Origin of the sequence: Verrucomicrobium spinosum DSM 4136 = JCM 18804 (genome assembly GCF_000172155.1) — a bacterium.
Classification (GTDB): domain Bacteria; phylum Verrucomicrobiota; class Verrucomicrobiia; order Verrucomicrobiales; family Verrucomicrobiaceae; genus Verrucomicrobium; species Verrucomicrobium spinosum.
The window spans coordinates 2,133,339-2,150,084 of the sequence record NZ_ABIZ01000001.1; the positions used below are offsets into that span (position 1 = coordinate 2,133,339).

General features: G+C 63.1%; 12 protein-coding genes. 11 read left to right on the forward strand and 1 reads right to left on the reverse strand.

Going from position 1 to position 16,746, the window contains the following annotated elements; all coding sequences use genetic code 11:
* Positions 1-60 precede the first annotated feature (60 nt).
* The 11 genes from VSP_RS08350 (at position 61) to VSP_RS08400 (ending at position 14,170) form a co-directional block, all read left to right on the forward strand.
* Positions 61-1,386 carry a hypothetical protein gene (locus tag VSP_RS08350; RefSeq protein WP_157210798.1) on the forward strand — a complete coding sequence of 442 codons (1,326 nt, stop codon included), beginning with the start codon at positions 61-63 and terminating at the stop codon, positions 1,384-1,386.
* Between the two features lie 130 nt (positions 1,387-1,516).
* A complete protein-coding gene (locus VSP_RS08355; protein ID WP_009959984.1) occupies positions 1,517-2,536 on the forward strand; it encodes an AAA family ATPase in 1,020 nt (339 codons plus the stop codon).
* 115 nt (positions 2,537-2,651) lie between these two features.
* Positions 2,652-4,424: a hypothetical protein gene (locus VSP_RS08360; protein ID WP_009959985.1), complete on the forward strand. Its 1,773-nt coding sequence runs from the start codon at positions 2,652-2,654 to the stop codon at positions 4,422-4,424.
* 85 nt (positions 4,425-4,509) lie between these two features.
* Entirely contained in the window at positions 4,510-5,550 is a 1,041-nt protein-coding gene (locus tag VSP_RS08365; protein WP_009959986.1) for an ABC transporter ATP-binding protein, read from the forward strand.
* Between the two features lie 120 nt (positions 5,551-5,670).
* Positions 5,671-6,060 carry a four helix bundle protein gene (locus tag VSP_RS08370; RefSeq protein ID WP_232289554.1) on the forward strand — a complete coding sequence of 130 codons (390 nt, stop codon included), beginning with the start codon at positions 5,671-5,673 and terminating at the stop codon, positions 6,058-6,060.
* Positions 6,061-6,110: 50 nt separating this feature from the next.
* On the forward strand, positions 6,111-7,616 hold the full coding sequence (locus VSP_RS08375; protein WP_009959989.1) for an ABC transporter permease: 1,506 nt from the start codon (positions 6,111-6,113) through the stop codon (positions 7,614-7,616).
* Positions 7,613-8,533: a DUF58 domain-containing protein gene (locus VSP_RS34565; RefSeq protein ID WP_009959990.1), complete on the forward strand. Its 921-nt coding sequence runs from the start codon at positions 7,613-7,615 to the stop codon at positions 8,531-8,533. The genes VSP_RS08375 and VSP_RS34565 overlap by 4 nt, the downstream gene beginning before the upstream one ends.
* Positions 8,534-8,648: 115 nt before the next feature.
* Positions 8,649-9,056, forward strand: coding sequence for a hypothetical protein (locus VSP_RS08385; protein WP_009959991.1), 408 nt, complete (start codon positions 8,649-8,651; stop codon positions 9,054-9,056).
* A gap of 34 nt (positions 9,057-9,090) precedes the next feature.
* Entirely contained in the window at positions 9,091-10,893 is a 1,803-nt protein-coding gene (locus VSP_RS08390; protein WP_009959992.1) for a BatA domain-containing protein, read from the forward strand.
* 35 nt (positions 10,894-10,928) lie between these two features.
* Entirely contained in the window at positions 10,929-13,493 is a 2,565-nt protein-coding gene (locus tag VSP_RS08395) for a VWA domain-containing protein (protein ID WP_009959993.1), read from the forward strand.
* Between the two features lie 56 nt (positions 13,494-13,549).
* The gene (locus VSP_RS08400) at positions 13,550-14,170 is read left to right on the forward strand and encodes a hypothetical protein (RefSeq protein WP_009959994.1); all 621 of its coding nucleotides are present in this window, start codon (positions 13,550-13,552) and stop codon (positions 14,168-14,170) included.
* Between the two features lie 339 nt (positions 14,171-14,509).
* Here the strand turns inward: VSP_RS08400 and VSP_RS39120 are convergent, their stop codons facing one another.
* Positions 14,510-16,729 (reverse strand): transglutaminase family protein, encoded by a 2,220-nt coding sequence (locus VSP_RS39120; RefSeq protein WP_009959995.1) that lies wholly within the window; start codon positions 16,727-16,729, stop codon positions 14,510-14,512.
* Between the last annotated feature and the right edge of the window lie 17 nt (positions 16,730-16,746).

Consider the following 16,746-nt stretch of genomic DNA (forward strand, 5'->3'; position numbering starts at 1 on the left):
AGGGTGTGAAGCCCCACTTAGCCGTTGCCAAAGCGGGCATGGGGTCGTTAGTTTTCTCCCATGCCAATGGAAAACTCTGCCCGCTACTGGCAATCGGCAGCCAGGCGACTGGCTCAATTTGTAAATCTGGGCTGGTGGTTGGAAAGCTGGCTCACCTGGGTGGTCTCGGCCGGGCTCGCGGGCGCGGTGGCGATTCTGCTGGTGCGGTGGATGGAGGGGGTGGAACTGCGCTGGGTGTGGGCCGCCCTGGGAGGCGTGCTCGTGACGGGTGCCCTTGTGGCCTGGGGGACGGTGCGAAGGAAGTTTGAGTCTGAGGAGGCTTCGCGCATCCGTCTTGAGGACGCGATGGGGCTGAAGACCCGACTGACCGCTGCGGCTCAAGGCGTGGGTCCATGGCCGGAGCCCGCCGAAAAGATCACCTGGCCGGTGCGCTGGAGGTGGCAGCCTCCCGTCATCACCGTAGGGCTGGTGGCCGCGCTGCTGGCGCTGGCGGCGTGGGTGCCCATTGAGGCCCGGGCGGCCTCAAAGAAGCGGACCATCGAAAAGCCGTCCGCGGTGAAAGACGTGGAGCAGTGGATCGAAGAGATGCGTCACAAGGACGCTGCGGAGGACGAGTCGCTCAAGGAACTGGAGAAGAAGATCGCCGAGCTCCTGGAGCGCCCTGCGGAGAACTGGTATGAGCACGGCAGTCTGGAAGCGGCTGGCAATTTGAAAGAGCAGACCTCAGAAATGCTGCGGGAACTCTCTGAGAACCTGGCCGACGCGGAGCGAGCGGCCTCTGCGTTGCGGGCCGCGGGCGATGCCTTCCCCCAAGAGGCCAAGGAGGCGATCGGTGGTGAGCTGGCCAATGCCGCCCAAGGTTTGCGTACCGGGGGCATCAAACCTGGCGAGCAACTCTTGAAACAGCTTCAACAAGCTTCCAACGGGCAGGGGCAGAATGGCATGGGCAATCTGTCCAAGGAGCAGCTAGAGCAGCTGGCCCAAATGCTACGGGACAACGCCAAGGCGCTGGCTGAGGCCCTGGCGAACTCCCCGGAACTGAAGCTGAGCCAGTGCGCTGGCGGGAATGGCGAAGGTGAGGGGGATGGTCCAGGTAAAGGGGGGATCAAGCGCGGGCCGGGCACTGCGCCGCTCTCCTTCAAAAAGGATGAGACCAATCTGGATACCAAGAAGCTTGAGACCCTGAACTCCCAACTCGACCTCAATCGCATCGCCCCCGGGGACGTCATGGGGGTGCAGGATGGCAAGCACGATGTGGACGAGAACGCCTACACGGGCTCGAAGCAGGGCGGTACCATCCAGAATGCGGGTGATGGCGGCGCAGCGGTGTGGCAGAACTCCCTGCTGCCCGGTGAACGGGAGGCGCTTAAGCGTTATTTCAAATGACTTCTGGTCCCGTCTTGGAAGGGGCTGTCGGCCGGCCCAGGTGCGAGGTCGGCCGCTTGTCACCCTCTCACTACCCACCGCTGCGGCGGTCACATCTACAGATTTTTGCACAAACTTCAGCCATCTCCTCATGACCCCCATCCAGCCACTTACTGAAGAAGAAGCCGCCCAGGGTGCCGCCTCCATCAATCGCCTGCGCACTGCGCTACAGCAGGTGCTTTTTGGCCAGGAGGCCCTCATTGATCATGTGATCACCGGCCTGCTGGCGCGGGGGCACCTGTTGCTGGAAGGTCTGCCGGGCCTGGGCAAGACGGAGCTTGTAAAGGGCCTGTCCAAGGCCCTGGCGCTGGAGGCCAAGCGTGTGCAGTTCACCCCGGACCTGTTGCCGGGCGACATCACGGGCAACCCCATGCTCCAGGATACGCCGGAAGGCCGGCGCTTTGTGTTCCAGCCGGGGCCCCTTTTCGCGAACCTGGTGCTGGCGGATGAGATCAACCGCGCCTCACCTAAGACGCAGTCGGCTCTGCTGGAGGCCATGCAGGAGCGTCGTGTGACGGTGATGGGAGAATCCCACCCGCTGCCACAGCCGTTTTTTGTGCTGGCCACGCAGAACCCCATCGAGCTGGAGGGCACCTATCCTCTGCCTGAGGCGCAGCTCGACCGGTTTCTTTTCAAGCTGGATGTGAAGAGCAACGATGCCGAAACGCTGGAGAAGATTGTGCTGCATCGCGAGATCGGCGTGGAGCCCACGGTGGAGACGGTGATGACCGCTGATTCATTGAACCATCTGCTGGACATGACCCGCCGCGTGTTCATGCCGCAGCCAGTCGCCAATTTTATTGCCCGCCTGGTCAAGGCCACGCATCCTGGCGAGCCTCACGCTGGCGGGGTGAAGTACGGAGCGAGCCCCCGTGCTGCCCTGGCCCTGGCCGCTGCCTCCAAGGCACGGGCGTTGATGGATCAACGTCTGAATGCCAGCTACGAAGATGTCCGTGCAGTGGCTCCGGCCGTGCTGCGTCACCGTTTGCTGCTCGACTATGGGGCCAAGCTGGAAGGGCTCACGCCGGACCTCATCGTGGCACGTCTGCTGGAGCAGGTGCCCGCGCAGGACAAGCCGCTGCCTACCAGTCTGAAGGCTGCCAAGATCTGACCTCGCCCGCCGCCATGCCCCGGCGGTGGGTTTGTGTGCTGTTTTTTTCATCATCGTGTTGGTCATGAGGGCGCATGATCCGCGCACTCCGTTTTACCCCGCTGCATTGTTTCCTATGATCCGCATCTTTCTGTGTTCCCTGCTGGCAGGAGGCCTGTTTTTGCCACTGTACGGCGGGACATCCTACTCGCCCGGAGTGGAGACCGGGGCCAACTTCCATGTGGAGGTGAAGTCCTGGCTGGAGACGTGTCCTCAGTACGGGCTGGTTCCGCTGGAGTTGCGCATTCGCAACGGCGACTCCCGGCCCCACACCTGGACCCTGCGGGCGGGCAACCTTTACGGTGGCGGCCTCTCGACCGAGGCGAAGCTCACAGTGGAGGCGGAATCCTCCGGGCGCGTCATGGTGTATGCCCCAGTCACACCGCCGACGGACAACTCCTACTACTACGGCAACCTCGGCATCACGGTGGAGGGCCCGGGCATCAACCGCCCCCAGGCGGGGAACTTGCACAGCCAGGGTTCGGCCTACCGCAGTAGCAGCACGGAGTTCATCGCGATGGGAAGGAAGCTCTCCACCAAAGGATGGAGCGGACTGCGCGGCAAGATCAATGGCGGTACCGGCAGTTCCAGCTCGAACAACGAACTCATCGGGAGTGAAGTGGATATGAAGGACGCGCCGGATGACTGGCGCGGGTACACGGGGCTGGCGCATCTGTGGCTGGACGCTGGGGAGTGGCAGGGGATTGACGCCAAGACCAAGGGAGCGATCCTCGACTGGGTCTCGCTCGGAGGCCGGCTCTATGTTTTGAACGCAGGTTCTGGAGGCAACTCGGTAAAAGAGCTGTTCCCCATGGTGAACGGGCCCGAGGAGCGCCCGGGCAAGATGCGGCACGGTGCAGGTCGGCTGGAGGTGCTGACGTGGGACGGGAACACTTTCCCACTGGATGAAGTGACAAAGCGTGTGAAGAGCGGGGGCGACCTCGGGAGCTGGAATCGGCTGGACGACTATGACCAGAGATGGCTCCTCAAGGAGAGGGTGGGCAAGCTCACGCTGAAATCGGGATTGATCTTCACCTTCATCCTGACCTTCGGGGTTCTCATTGGTCCGGTGAACTTGTTCTGGCTGGCGGGTGGGGCACGACGGCACAGGCTCTTCTGGACGACGCCGGCCATAGCTCTGGCGGGCAGTGCGCTGCTGGTCGCGCTGATGGTCCTGCAGGATGGTACGGGTGGATCGGGATCGCGACTGATTCTGGCCACGCTCATGCCGGACCAGAAGCGGATGACGATCTTGCAGGAGCAGGTGTCCCGTACGGGCGTGCTCATGGGCAGCACCTTCCCGGTCACGGAGCCGGTATGGATGATGCCCCTGGACATTGATGACGAGCATGTGCCCAATTTTGGCACCTCGAACCGCGTGGGTACTTTTGGCGATAATGGAGAATCCCGTTGGGGGGACTGGTACGCCAGCCGGTCTGTGCAGGGGCAGCTCATTCAGACGGTGCGGCCGACGCGGGCGGCGGTGGAGTTCCAGCCTGCGGTGGGAGACGCCACACCGGTGGTGTTGTCCAGCCTGGAGGTGCCTTTGAAGAAGATCTTCATTGTGGAGGAGGGGCCGCGTTTCTGGGTGGCGGATGATCTCGGCACCGGCGAAAAGAAGCCGCTGCGTGCCGCGACGGAGCAGGACTTCAGAGGCTGGATTCGGGAGAAGGTGGAGTCTGATGGTGGACCGATCGCTCAACAGGTGTTGGGGCCCGTCAAGGGACTGCCAGGCCGCATCTACGCTGAGGCGGCCGACGCTGAAAAGCTGGCCGTGCCCACGCTCAGCTCCATCCGCTGGAAAGACGACCGCCTGATCATCCTGGGCAACTACGTGAAGAAGCTCTAACTCACCCACCGGCAGAGCGGATGTTGTTGCCTCATGGAACCGCCGCCACGCCGACTCGATTCAACCCTTTCCTGTCTTCGCCATCATGGAAACTCCCGCTGCTGCCGCCCCCGCTGTCGAACCGCCGCAGTCTGCCCCGGCGGACGTTAGTTCGGCCCCGCCACCGCCACCCCTGCCGGAGACCCTGGTGGAGGTGCGGCATCTGCACCGGGTGTTTGACAACGTGCATGCGGTGAAGGATCTCAACTTTGACATCCATCGTGGGCAGGTGGTGGGGTTCATCGGTGCCAACGGGGCGGGCAAGACGACGACCATGCGCATCATGGCCACCCTGGACTCGCCCACCAGCGGCATGGTGCGGGTGGCTGGTGTGAATGTGATGGACCGTCCGGAGAAGGTGCGTCGTCTCATCGGCTGGATGCCGGACCACTACGGCACCTACTCCTGCATGACGGTGTATGAGTACCTTGACTTCTTCGCCCGCGCCTATGGTTTCAAGCGGGCCGAGCGCCGCGCCCGCGTGGAGGAGGTCATGGATTTTGCCGACCTGCTGGTGCTGGCGGACCGTCCCATGAACAAGCTCAGCAAGGGCATGGGGCAGCGTCTTTGTTTCGGCCGCATGCTGCTGCCTGATCCGGACTTCATGATCCTGGATGAACCGGCGGCGGGTCTGGATCCCAAAGCGCGCCTGGAGTTCAAAAACCTCGTCCGCCTCCTCGCCCAGCGCGGCAAGACTCTCTTCATCAGCAGCCACATCCTCAGTGAGCTGGGGGAGATGTGCGACACGCTGCTGTTCATCGACGGGGGCAAGCTCGTCTATCACGGGGCTGCGGAAACCCTCCGACGCGGTGCCGGCCGAGCCAGCAACGGCGACTCCCAACTGGTGGTGGACATCACCGTGCTCGGCAAGGTGGAGGAACTCCACCTCTGGGCCGGCATGAACCCCGGCTGGAGTCTGGTGGAACAACGCCGCGACGGCGCCCGCCTCGCCCTCGCCAGTGATGACCTCAACCTCCTCTCTGCGGGCCTGAAAAAAATGGTCAACGAAGGGATCCCCGTCGTGGAGTTCCACCGCGAGGTCCGACGGTTGGAGGATGCGTTTGTGGATATGCTGAAAAAACAGTAAGTCAGTGGGCAGTGGGCAGTGGGCAGTGGGCAGTGGGCAGTGGGCAGTGGGCAGTGGGCAGTTTTACCGTTGAAGATGATGAGTGCAGACGAAGTCAATAGTTCAAAGAAGATATTGAAAGTGGCTCGGTCCTATCGGGATTTGGAGCTCTATCGTCAGGCATTCTTGTTTCAGCAGGCAGTGTTCAAGGTGACCCAATCGTTCCCCAAGGAGGAGCGGTATTCACTGACGGATCAGGTAAGAAGAAGCTCACGGGCCGTTGGAGCCAACATTGCTGAAGCCTGGTCCAAGAGGCGGTATGAAGCCCACTTTTTGAGCAAGCTCACAGATGCCGATGGCGAGTTGCAAGAGACCCTCCACTGGCTGCGCACCGCCTACTCCTGCAAATACCTTTCCAAAGAAACGTGTGAAACCCTCGTCAACCAGGCTTCTGAATTGGGGCGCATCCTTGGTTCCATGATAACCAACCATCGCAGATTCTGCATCATGCCCCCGACGTCGGAACACTGACGCACTGGCAACTGCCCACTGCCCACTGAACTCCTCCCCCCTGACTCCCCATGTCCTCACCTGCCACAACAGCCCCTCTGAATACCCTCCCGCCTCCAGACTTTTCCGATTGGCTCAGTCCTATCTTGGTCAAAGAACTCCGGCAGGGGTTGAAGACGAAGGCGTTTATTGCCATCTTCATTCTGGTGCAGGTGGTCATGACGTTGCTGGTGGGCATGCAGCTGCTGGCGCTGGCCAACGGGGCTTCGCGAGGCGCGATGGTGGGCTTCGACGGATTCTTCTGGGCCTTTGTCTGGATTCCTCTGCTGGTGCTGATGCCGGCGCGGGGGCTGTTGGCGGTGAGTGATGAGGTGAAGGCGAACACGCTGGACCTTGTGCAGCTCACCCGGATGAGTGCCTTCCGCATTGTGCTGGGGAAGTGGGTGGCGCTGGTGGCGCAGTCGTTGTTGCTGGTGGCGGCGGTGCTGCCCTATGCGGTGCTGCGTTACTTCTTCGGCCAGGTGAACGTGGTGGATGATCTGACGGTCATCGCCGTCATGGTGGCGGTTTCTTTTGTGTTCACGGCCTTCGCCGTGGCGCTCTCCAGTGCGCCCATGGTGTTTCGCATCATCGCCCTGGTGGTGTTTCTGCCCTTTATGTTTTCCGTCGGCATCAGCAGCCTGTTTGCCAACCGCCTTGGATTCATGGGCATGTCAGGCAGTGCGCCTTCGGTCTGGTTGATCGTCACGGTGGTGGGGCTCTATGTGTACCTGCTGCTGGAGATTGCGGCCACCCGGATTGCCCCAGTTTCCGAGAACCATTCGGCGCGGAAGCGTCTGACGGCCCTGGGCATGGCGGTGGTGGCCAATGTGCTGGCCTACACGGCGGATGAAGATGTGTCTGGCTTGTGGTTTCTGCTGTGCACCCCCATCTGGGGATGGATTATCCTGGAGGCGCTGTGTGAGCACACGGTGCGCCTGCCCAGCCTGTATTCGTCGTGGGCACGGCGGGGGCTTATGGGCCGGATTGCGGGCCGGGTGCTTTATCCGGGTTGGGCGACAGCCCTGCTCTTCACGGGCATCCTGTACATCGCCCAGTTCAATGCGGTGTATCAGATCTCGCAGCAGGCCGGGTCCGGCCTGACCGATCTGAAGCAGATGGAGCTGATCGTCACCTTTGTGCTGATCTATGCCTCGGCCATCGCCCCGTTGCCGGTGTTGCTCCTGTTCCCGCGCGTGCGCCAGCCGATCTGGTTGTATGTGCTGATTCAGGCGCTCTTTGGCCTGCTGTTTGCCATTGCCTCCATTGTGGCGGGCACTCCTGGGGTGACCAAGGAAGCGGCCTACCGTTGGCTGGCCCCGTTCCCCCCCAGTGCTCTGTTCGCGTTCATGGAGGGGGGCACAGATGGCACACCGCTGGACTTCTATTTCAAGGTGACGCTGGCGGTGGTGGTCGTGTTGGTGGGTTATCTGGGCTTCCGCATGATCAAGGAGTTTCGCGCCATCTCAGGCCTGGAAGATCAATCACGGCCTGATGGCGAGGACCGCGTCACCCCAGCCTCACAGTCATCCTCATGAGCACGGCATCACCCCAGATGGATCTGATGGCGGCGGACTTTCGGTCCCCAGCACTCGCGTCTGTGCACCAGCGGATGAAGGGCGCGGCGGCTGTGGCCCGGCTCCCTTTGCGCAGTGGTCACTGGAGCGGGGTGGCGGGCAGCGTGCTGGGGCAGGGTACGGGGAGCTCCATCGACTTTCAGGACCAGCGTCCCTACATCCCTGGGGATGACCCGCGCCACATCAACTGGCAGGCCTATGCGCGCACGGGGAACTACACCATGAAGCTCTACCGTCAGGAGGTGACGCCCAAGGTGGACCTGCTGCTGGACTTGAGCGCCTCCATGTTCCTCACGCCTGCCAAGGCGATGCGTACCTGGGAACTGGTGTACTTCTGCCTGGAAAGCGCCCTGCGGCTGGGTGCGGCGGTGCGGATTCACGCACTGGGCCGGGATGCGGTGGACGTGCCGCTCGAGCGGGCGCTGGCGCATGACTGGCCCGGTGGCGAAGTTTCAACGAACCCCAATGTCAAAGCCGATGTCGCAGGGATGTTGGAGCGGTGCCCGCTCCGCGCAGGATCTCTGCGGGTGCTGGTGAGCGATCTGCTGAGCGAGACCCCGCCGGAGCGGATGATGAACGCCCTACTGCATGGGAAGGGGCGGGCGCTGGTGTTTGCCCCTTTCTGCATTGAGGAGGCTCATCCGGCCTGGGACGGCAACATCGAGTTCGAAGAGTGCGAGTCGGCCCTTCGCGACAAGCGGCGCGTGGACAAGGACATCCTCGTCCGCTACCTCCGGGCGTACCAGATGCACTTCTCCCTCTGGCGTGAGCAGGCCGTGCGCCGTGGGGCGGGCCTGGCCAGGGTGGCGGCAGAGCCTCCCTTCCTGGTTGCCCTCCGGGCGGAGGCACTGAGCGCGGGTGTGGTGGAAATGGGCTGACCCGGACGCGGAGTTGATGTTGAATGAAACTTGATCGTCTCCGCCTCGGGTGCCGCCCGAATCGGCTCCATCGTAACCTTCTCTGAATCCTACTAATCCCACTTTTCTCATCCACATGAAACTGATCCACTTCACCGCAGCCGTCCTCCTGACCGTTGCACTGTCCTCCTGCAACAAGAAAACGGGAACCCAAGGCGACAGCACCGGCGCTGTTGTGCCTGCTGAGGACGGCCCCAGTTGCACGACTGGCGCTGGCGCGGCCCGCAGCCGCATGATCACTGGTGAAGACACCAAGGAAGCGGGGAGCGAGAAGGAGAAGCCTGCGGAGGGCGGCAGCCGCCTGAAAGAAGCGGCCCCCAATGCGCCTGCCAAGCTGGGCAGCACCGGAACCGAAGACAGCTCCGGTCCTGTCCCGGGTGAAAGCAAGGAGGTGGAGTTCGAGGTGAAAACCAAGGGCAATGATGACGCCACCCGGGCTGCCCTGGACAAGATCCTGGACAAGACCCCGACTGTGAAGCCCTGATGTGACCCTGGTGACCGACCGTTGATCCGCCCCCATGCGACTGCTCCTCGCCAATCCTGCCGGCCTCTGGGCCCTCCTGGCCATCCCGGCTGTGTTGGTCATCCACTTCCTTCAGGAGCGCTCCCGGCGGCTGCGCGTGAGCACGCTCTTCCTCCTGGAAAGAGTGAGGCCGGAGAGCACGGGCGGGGCCAAGTTTGAGCGGCTGCGGAACTCGGTGCCTCTCTGGCTCCAGCTCCTGGCGGCGCTCATCTTGACCTGGCTGCTGGTGGAGCCCCGCTGGATCAAGGAAGACTCCCGCCAGACGGTGGTGGTGGTGCTGGACAGCTCCGTCTCCATGGAGGCGTTCAAGGAGCCAACGCGTGAGCTGCTGGCAGAAAAACTGCGGGGCTGGAGCCGGGCGGCAGCGCGGACGGAATGGCACCTGCTGGAGACGGATGTGCGCAAGCCCACTCTCTACACCGGGGCGGAGCTGGCCGGAGTGCTGCGGGCGTATGATGGCTGGAAGCCTGTGCTGGGCACTCACCGGCCGGATGAAGCCCTGCAAGTGGGCTCGGGTTTGGTGAAAGAACATGGCATCGTCATCTTTGTGACGGATCGCAAAGTGGACGTGGCTGCCGGAGTGGCGGTGCTCTCTGCGGGAGAGGAGATTGAGAACGTTGGCTGGGCCGGGGTGGAGACGACTCTGGTCAAGCCGGGGGTTGCCGACTCAGGCGTGAAGTGGTCGGTGCTGGTACGCAACTATGGCAAAGCACCGCAGACCCGCCAGTGGTGGGTGGAGCAGGAGGGGGGCACGGAGCCGAAGCGCTCCAGTCTGACCTTGGCCCCAGGACAGACCGGAGAACTGGGCGGCGAGCTGCCGCCGGGCGTGGATCGGGCCACGCTGGTGCTGAGCGGAGACCAGTTCACCTGGGATGATCGCATGCCCTTGCAACGCCCCGTGGAACGGGTGGTGAATCTTGCGTTTGAGGCGGGTTCGGCCCCTGGGGCGGTGCTCAAGAAGATGATGCAGGCGTTGGATGGCGTGGCCGTGACGCCCGTCACCCAAGCACCTGACCTCACGGTGGCGGAACTGGGCAACCCGGTGAACACGGATGCGGTGCAGATTCTGGGGGGCGGAGGCGAGAATCTGCCGCTGGACGGCAGCTACACCGTGGCGGAGGACCATCCGCTCACCCGGGACCTCAACTGGATGAGCCTGTTGACTCCTCGTCCCATGGAGCTGGGCCTGACAGACCGGGACGAACCGTTGCTCTGGAAGGGCGGGCGCCCGCTGGCCCTGCTCCGGCATGACCTCACCGCCACCGGCACGCCAGTGCGTCGCCTGCTCCTGGCCTGGGACCTCTCCCAGTCGAATGCCGCCCGGCACCCGGCGTTGCTCGTGATGCTGCATCGTTATGTGGAGCAGTTGCGCCGGGCGAAGCGCGAGCCGTGGGCAGGCAACTTCGAAGCGGGTCAGAATCTGGATGTGCCTCCGCCGCTGGCCGCTTCTGGGGCAGCCCCGGCTGCGCTCACGCTGCGTCGCGATGATGGCACTCGCGCAGAGTTCACGGGGCGCGTTCCGGATGGAGTCGGCTTCTTTGACCTGAAGGAAGGTGGTAAAACCATGATCCGTGGGGCCATTCATTTTGCCGACACTCGTGAAGCAGATTTCCGTGAGGCCGCTCCGCTGGATACAGTGGATGCGCGGCGCTGGGAGGCCGCCCTCAAACAAACGGAGGCCGATCCGCTGACGGGCCTGTGGGTGCTGCTGGTGCTCGGCTGTCTGCTGGGGGCCTGGGGCTGGCGGTCCGGCCCGGCGCGTGCGTCTGCCGGCTCCATCGTCGCCGCCCGAAGCTGAGCGGCGTGTCTGTTTCCTGAAACTCTGAATTTCTCATGCGTCTCCTTTCCCCTGAATGGTTGCTTCTCATCCCCGTGCTGGCGGTGGCGGGGTGGTTCTGGCGTGGACTGAAGCTGGCGCGGCCGTTGCGTGTGCTTTGTCTCCTGGTCGTGACCGCTCTGCTGGTGCAGCCGCAGGTGCGCAAGCAAAGTGATGCGCTGGACCTCTGGGTGCTGGTGGACCAGTCGGAGTCGGCGGGCGATCTGTTGGGCCCCAGAATCTCGGAGTGGGAGACCATTCTGGAGAAGTCCCGTCGCCCGTCTGACCGGCTCCACTTTGTGGACTTTGCAGGGGAGGCGGTGACTCGTGGAGCGCAGATTCGCGCGGGCTCCGGCACCCAGTATGCGGGCCCTCGTGGGGCCACGCGGCTGAAGTCGGCAGCTTCCTATACCCTGGCGCAGATCCCAGAGAGCCGGGCCAGTCGCCTGCTGGTGCTGACTGACGGTTTCAGTACGGAGCCTCTGGACGGCCTGGCCGAGCGCCTGCGTGAGCAGAGGGTGCCGCTTGACTACCGCCTCGCGGCCCAGAGCACCGTGGGGGACTGGCGCATTGCCGCGCTGGCCCTGCCGCGTCGCGTCCAGTTGCGTGAGGCCTTCCTGGCTGAGGTGGTGGTGCTGGGGGATCGCGATGGCAAGATCCCGGTGGAACTGACCCGGAACAACCAGAGCATTGGCCGGCGGGAAGTGGAGGTCATCAATGGCGTGGGACGTCTCCGCTTCACTGATCGTCTCGGCGTGGCAGGGGCCTTTCACTATGAGGCCCGGCTCATGGCGGCGGATGATGCGGTGGCAGGAAACAATGCGGCCTCCCAGTGGGTGGAGGTGCAGGGCGGCCCGCGCGTGGTGCTGGCGACTGCGTATGAGAATGACCCCCTGGCCCAGGCGCTCCGGGCCCAGGGGTTCGAGGTTGAAGCCATCACCGATCTGGGCCTGCTCAATGTGGGCACGCTCACCGGGACCAAGGTGGTGGTGCTCAACAACGTGCCCGCCTACCGCCTGGATCCTCGGTTCACCAAGGCCCTGGATTTCTTTGTCAACCATCAGGGCGGCGGTCTGGCGATGGTCGGCGGCAAGCACAGCTTCGCCGCGGGTGGCTATTTTGGATCCCCGGTGGAGCCGCTGCTGCCGGTGAGCATGGAGTTGAAACAGGAGCACCGGAAGCTGGCGGTGGCCATGGCCATTGTCATGGATCGTTCTGGCAGCATGTCGATGACGGCCCCCGGCACCTCCCTGGTGAAGATGCAACTGGCCAACGAAGGCGCGGCACGCGGCATCGAACTGCTGGGGGACAGTGACATGGCCTGTGTCTATGCCGTGGACAGTGAGCCGCATGAAGTGAGTCCGTTGGTGGCGGTGGGGAGCAATCGTGGCACACTCCAGAATGCCGTGCGTCGCGTGGAGAGCACGGGCGGGGGCATCTATGTTTACCAGGGACTGAAGCGGGCCTGGGCTGAGCTGGAAAAGGCAAAGGTGGGACAGCGCCACATCATCCTGTTCGCGGATGCGGCAGATGCTGAGGAGCCCGGCGAATACAAGGCCCTGCTGGAGAAGATGAGCAAGGAGAAGGGGACGGTAAGCGTCATTGGTCTGGGCACGGAGAAAGACAGTGACGCGGATTTCCTGAAGGATGTGGCGCTGCGCGGCAATGGGCGCATCTTCTTTAACTCCGACCCGAAGGAACTGCCCGCCCTCTTTGCGCAGGAGACGGTGGCCGTGGCGCGTTCAGCCTTCATCGAGGAGCCCATTGATCTGAAGGGTACCCCGGGTTGGATGGAGATGGCCTCGGGCAATCTGGAATGGCTGTCCAAGGTGGACGGCTACAACCTGAGCTATCTGCGGCCGGGGGCGACCCAAGCCGCCGTGAGTGGGGATGAGTACGCCGCGCCGCTGGTGGCCTTCTGGCAGCGGGGGGCGGGGCGGGTGGCTACGGTATCGTTTCCCCTGGGGGGCGATTTCTCGGCCACGACGCGGAGCTGGCCGGGTTACGGTGGGTTTGCCCAGAGCCTGGCCCGTTGGCTGATGGGGGAGACCGTGCCGCCTGGGGTGGGGCTGCGCACGGCTCTGGAAGGCAGCAAGCTGAGGGCCGATCTGTTCTATGATGAGAGCTGGAATCAGCGCATCGCCGCGCATGCGCCGGAGCTGGTCCTGGTTCAAGGGGATGACATCCAGGCGGCCCCGGCAGAGTGGGAGCGTCTGGCCCCGGGACACTACCGGGCGACGGTGGAGTTGGTGCCTGGAACCTATCTGCGTGGGGCGGTGAAGATCGGCGATGCAGCGTTCGCCTTCGGTCCCGTGAATGCCGTCACGAATCCCGAATGGAGCTTTGATCGCAAGCGGCTTGATGAACTGAAGTCCGTGAGCGCCCGCAGTGGTGGGGCGGAGCGGGTGGACCTGAGCGATGTGTGGAATGCGCCGCGCCCCCCGGCATGGAAGGATTTCCAGAGATGGCTGGCAGTGGCTCTCGTGCTGGTCCTGCTGCTGGAGGCCTGGCAGACGCGGACGGGGTGGGGAGTGGGATGGTTCAAGCGGGCAGACAAGCAGGCGCCCGAAGCCGTGTCTTGAAGTGTCGATCGCAAGGAATTGTGTTTTACCACGCATGCCTGTAGGCTGCGATCTCCATGAAGCGTTCTTTTTCCCCTTTGGTTTTCGCCGGTCTTGTTGCCGTGGCCTCGCTGGGCATGGTGGGCTGCAACAGCCGGTTTGAGGTGAATGACAATGTCAGCAACACGGTGCCGACAGCAGAGGCGAAGGCCCGGCTGGAGACGTTCATGAAGGAGGAGCTGGAACGTCTCTCCAAAGGCCCCGGTGCCGATCTGTCAGTCATCAAGGCCTGGTGTACCGTGGAGCTGGCCCATCTGCTGGAGGTTGAGGAAGCCCGCGGCAAGGCCTATGGCGAAGGCTTCGCCGCCGCCAAGGGTGACCCCGCCCATGTGGAGAAGCCACCGTTTGCCGATTCAGGTTATTTCATCAGTGCCACGATGGAGGGTGAGATGAGCGCGGCGGTGACGGAGGCGGAGGTGGCCAGCAAGGGGGAGGACAGGAGTCGGGCGCGCTTTGAGGTGAAGTTTACGTCCAGGGCGGATGGCAAGAGTTATGACCAGGGCCAGGAAGTGGTGGTCATGGCTCAGGAGAACGGAGCTTGGAGGATTGCCGAGGTGGAGTTCTCGGATGGCATGACGCTGACGAAGATGCTGAAGCGGCCAACGTACATGGAGCTGCCGGCTGAGGGGGCGAAGTGACCCAAAGTAGTCACAGGCTTCAGCCTGTTCAGGTGCGTGGCGGATGTGGTGCGTCGCCCGACCGCCGCAACTCCTTCGGAGTAGGAGTCATCGTTTCATGCACCCAACGTAGACTCGGTGGAAGCTCGTCAACGTTGGGCTTGTAGCCGCATCCTCTTCGAGGAACAATGACAAATGCCAGCGAACGATCCTCTGGAGCGTCGCGATAGGTGTAGTCCGATGGTCCCCATCGGCTCAGTCGCTGCGGGGATGTACAATCAAATGCCGAAGGACGGCAGTGGACCTTATGGTGTTGGCCTATGCCATCCCTTCGCTCCCCAACCGACGGGGACCGTCGGACTACAACGACTGATACAACGCATCAATGCGCTGCAGATCCAGTCCTGCGGGTGCGGTTTCGAGCAGTCGTTTCAGGTCCTCTTTGGCTCCGGGGCTGTCGCCGGTCTTCATGCGGGTGAAGGCGCGGTTCAAACGTTCGCCGGGTGAATCGGGCTCCAGGGCGAGGATCAGATCCAGATAGGGCAGGGACAGCTCCGGTTTCTTGGCGAAACTGGTCAGGTTGTAGAGCAGTCGCAAAATCATGGCCCTCGGCGTGGCAGGCTCCCGCTGGGCTTCGCTGACCACCTGCCCTGTGGTCTGGATGATGAACCGCTCGGCTTCGGAAGGTTGGAGGAATTTACCCCCGTCAAACACGTCGATGTAGGTCACCACCTTCTCGCCGCCAAACTGCTCGCGGTAGGCGACCATGAAACGTCCCGGGAGGGAGACGCCATAGACATCCGTGAGGCCAAGCTGACGGGAAAGTTCGAGGAATACAATGGACAGTGTGATGGGGATTCCTTCGCGGTCATCCAGCACCTGGTTGAGGTAGCTGTTGGAGAGGTCGTCGATGGCATCGCTGCGGGACCCGTGAAAACCGTTTTCCTTGAAGAGGTATTGCGCGAGCCGGGCCGCGGCCTTGGAGGTGGAGCCGGAGGTGATCTCGGGATCCTTCTTCAGCTCATTGGCCATGCGCTCCACGGCACGCAAGTAGGCATCGGTGTCCAGCTCGGCGTTGTCATGTCGCGCGACCAGCAGGGCGGCTCGCATCAGCTCGGTCTGGTCAGCGGGGCGTTGCAGCACTTTCACCAGTTCCTCCGCGGTGTTGCGGCGATGCACCTCCCGCCCGAGCTTGCGCAGCGTGGCGGCCTGCTCCTCCAAGGTCTTGGCGCGCTGCTCCAGCAGACTGCGGGAAGCGGCAGGCTCGGCCAGGAGCTTTTCCATCGTCTTGTCCTTGGGCCCCTTGTGCGCGAGGTAGTCGGTGAGTTCAGCGTTGAGCTGCAAGGCGAGCTGGTCAGAGATCTGGTTGTGTGAGACCTTTTCCCCGACCTGGAAATGTTTGAAGCAGGCCTTCGTCTGGCGGAACTTGCAGAGGCCCACCCGGCCGCCACGCAGTCCGGTGTCCTGCTGCTCCGTCACCAGGGTGTCATTCACGAAGCACTGGATCTTGTTCTCATCCACCCGCACCCGGAGCGTGTTCCAGTCCCCGGAACGGTAGGCAGGGCTGGCGGCATCGCTGAGGATGGACCACGAGAAGACATCGGGTCCATTGAACCTGGTGAGGCGCAGTTTTCCAGCGCTGGGGTAGAAGCCGTAGTGCACATCTTTGCCGTCTGCGCAGAAACTCAGTCCTGCTGCTCCGCTCTCTTCATCCAGCTTTACGGTGACGCTGGCTTCAAACGGCGTGGCAGGCGGATTTTCTTTGCTGAGGCACAGTGAGCGGCCCCCAAAACCTTCACCGGATCCGTCCACCTGGATGACTCCTGCGTGCTGGGTCCAGCTGGCTCCTTGCAGTGGTTCCCAGAGCCGGTCGTCCAGGCGGCCGATGGTGAGCCAGCGCTGCATGGGGATGGGGTTGGGCTTTTCCAGAAGGAGCCGCAGGTCATTCACCGAGTGGGCAAAGCCCAGATTGTTCGTGACGGCGCTCTTGAGCGTGATCACGCCCTGTACTTCGCCCTTGAGGTTGAGCAGGGGCCCGCCGCTGTTGCCCTCTTCGATCGGGATGGCGATCTGGATCATGTTGGACCCTTCCACCTCCCGGAGGGCAGAGATCACGCCCTCCACCACGCTGAATTCCAGTCCTTGGGGATTGCCCAGAGCGACCACAGGTTGGCCCTGTTTGATCGAGTCGGAGTCGCCCAAGGGCAGCGCGGTGAGGTCTTTCTTGCCGATGCGGATGATGGCGAGGTCTAGGGTGGGGTCGGTGGCATGCACCTCCGTGACCTCGTGCATGGAGCCATCGGAGAGCTGTACCTTGATGCGGCGGGCGTTCCCGATGACGTGCAGATTCGTGGCGATGAGGCCATCCGTACTGATGATGAACCCGGTGCCCAGCGCCTCCTGACTGCCTCCGCGGCCGATCTGGGTGACTGTGACCAACGAGGGGCGAGCCGCCACGGTGAGCTCCTCCACGGAGTGGGCGTGCGTGCCTGCGGCCGAGTCGGCCTTGGGCTTGGGTTTGGCCAAAACCAGGCCGCTGCCGAGGGCCAGCCACAGCGCAGTGAAAAGCAACGGGCGCATGATAAAGAAGATGTAGC